1 pseudogene is annotated in these 422 nt (G+C 57.1%); it reads right to left on the bottom strand.

What is annotated here, in order from left to right:
• Positions 1-381, bottom strand: a pseudogene (locus tag GJA_RS25485) (DDE-type integrase/transposase/recombinase); the annotation flags it as partial.
• Positions 382-422 lie beyond the last annotated feature (41 nt).

Below are 422 nucleotides of genomic sequence, written 5' to 3'. Positions count from 1 at the left end.
GAATCGTTCGACCATGCCATTCGTTTGCGGATGCCGGGGTGGTGCCAGGCGGTGTTCGATGCCCATGCTGGCGCAAACTTTATCGAAGGCGTGCTGGCCACTGGGCTTCCTGTCTTTTGTTGTGAAGCGGTCGGTGAATTGCGAGCCGTTGTCAGTCAGCAGCTTGATGATCCTGATCGGCGAGGCCAGCTTGAGCCGACGCAGGAAGTCGACGCTGCTTTTGTCGCTCATGTCACCGTAGATATGTAGGAACACCCAGCGCGTGGCGCGGTCAATGGCCACGAACAGATAGCGGCGCGAGGTTTCGTCTGGCATCTGCGGCAAGTATTTGATGTCGACGTGAACAAAGCCGGGTTCGTAGTCCTTGAAGGTCTTCTTGGCCGAGATCGTTTCTCCCTCGGCCGAAGGAATGACATCCTCCA

Source organism: Janthinobacterium agaricidamnosum NBRC 102515 = DSM 9628, assembly GCF_000723165.1.
Taxonomy (GTDB): domain Bacteria; phylum Pseudomonadota; class Gammaproteobacteria; order Burkholderiales; family Burkholderiaceae_D; genus Janthinobacterium; species Janthinobacterium agaricidamnosum.
The sequence above is the reverse complement of the archived record's forward strand: the minus strand, read 5'-3'. Positions and strand labels throughout refer to the sequence as shown.